The organism is Dietzia sp. E1 (assembly GCF_014145015.1).
Classification (GTDB): domain Bacteria; phylum Actinomycetota; class Actinomycetes; order Mycobacteriales; family Mycobacteriaceae; genus Dietzia; species Dietzia cinnamea_A.
Genome location: NZ_JAALDU010000578.1, coordinates 1 through 1694, shown reverse-complemented (window position 1 = coordinate 1694; position 1694 = coordinate 1). Strand labels below are relative to the sequence as shown.

The 1694-nt window shown below is 70.2% G+C and carries 2 protein-coding genes; both read right to left on the bottom strand.

Translation table 11 applies throughout. The annotated features are described in order from the left end of the window. A partial coding sequence (locus G6030_RS16150; RefSeq protein ID WP_347238685.1) for an alpha/beta fold hydrolase occupies positions 1-1065 on the bottom strand: 1065 nt, incomplete at its 3' end. A gap of 282 nt (positions 1066-1347) precedes the next feature. Continuing rightward, complete coding sequence (locus tag G6030_RS16145) at positions 1348-1590, bottom strand: hypothetical protein (protein ID WP_007630138.1); 243 nt, start codon at positions 1588-1590, stop codon at positions 1348-1350. Positions 1591-1694: the final 104 nt, after the last annotated feature.

The following is a 1694-nucleotide window of genomic DNA, read 5'->3' as shown; positions in this document are numbered from 1 at the left end:
GAGCATCAGGCCCACGGTCTCGTAGTCGACCCGGGCGATGTTCCCACCGTCGTTGTAGTACTTGAGGATGTGGGCGAGCATCGGCCACGCCTGCTCGGAATAGGTGGCGCCGACCGTGGCGTCGTAGAGCCCGGTGGTGGCGTTGTTGGTCAGCCCCTGCAGGGCCGCGGCCCGGGCGAAGCCCTCGACGCGGGCGCGGGCGGGGGCGGTGCCGTTGATGAGGTCCAGCGCGGGGCGCTCAACCGGGGTGCCGCGCAGCTCGACGGGCAGGTCGCGCGCCTCGGCGGGCGGCGGGGTGAGGTTGGCGGGGCCGCCCACCTCCTGATCGGTGACCCACTTCCAGGAGTGGAACACCTTCAGCGGGGTGTCGCCGAGGCCGTAGTAGTCGTCACGCTCGGCGATCCAGGCGAAGATGTCGTTGATCCGCCGCTCCTGCGCCAGGGCACCCTGCTCGGCCTGCTTCGACCAGCGCCAGTCGGGGTGGGTGTTGGAGTCCAGCACCATGCGCCCGGTGTTCTCGGGGAACAGGGTGGCGAAGTCGGTGCCGATAGCGGTGCCGTACGAGACGCCCACGTAGTCGATCTCGGCCAGCTCGAGCGCCTCGCGGACCGCGTTCATGTCGCGGGCGGCGTTCTCGGTGGTCATGGACGCCATGTACTCGGGGTCGGTGCCGTAGCAGGCGTCGTGGAGCGCGTTGACGGTGTTCGGGCCGACGAAGTCGACGTTGCAGACCATCGGGTTCGAGCCGAACAGGCCACGCGGCTGGACGGCCACGAGGTCGTGGTTCTCGTAGAGCCCCTCGGGCCCGCTGCCGTCGGGGGCCGGGTTCCAGAAGTTCAGCGCGTAGGTGCCGGGCCCACCGGGGTTGCCGAACACGGTGGAGCGCGCCTGCCCGGAGGAGGCCTTGATGCGCGTGAGCGCGACCTTGGTCTTCGCGGCGTCGGGGGCGTTGTAGTCGACCGGGACCTCGACGGTCCCGCACTCGAGGCCGGCGGGCACGTACTCGGCCTCGATCCCGAGCATCTCGGTGCAGTCCTGCCATTCGACCTGCGTGGCGGAGGCCACTCCGGTTCCCAGAAGTGCGATCGCCCCGACGACCGCCGTGGTGCCAACAAAAGTGCTAGACGGCTGCACCGATCCCCGATTCCATGTGCTGTAGGTGTCTCTCCGGCGAATCGGACGCAGCGACTGCTCGATTTCACGAGCGTCACATGCGTCCGAACCGCGACAAATGTAGCCCGTGACACCCGCCACGCGGTGGAGCCCCGTGCGGACTCAGCGAACCGTCACACGATCGTTACCGGGGCTTGCGGAACGCGCGGAAAACCCCAGCTAGAAGTAGATATGTCACGCCCCGCGACGGGGGGAGCGTCGGAGGATGGCGAGCGTGGTCAGAACCAGGGTCAGGCCGGCCAGGACGGTGGCGGCGAGCAGGAGCCGGGTGTCGGTCAACACCCGCTCGATGGGCCCTTCGACCGGCGGGTCGACCACCGGCGGCAGGACGGAGACGACGTCCCGGGACAGCCACCACAGCAGTACGGCGAGTGCGGCGGTGACGACGGCGGCCACCGCGAGGCGACGCGAACTCACGCCGGTTCCGGCCCGCCGTCGCGTCCCGTCCCCCCGTCGGCCGCCGCGACCGCACTGCTGAGGGCGGCGTACAGGGCGGCGCGGTCACGGGCCCAGGCGCGGAC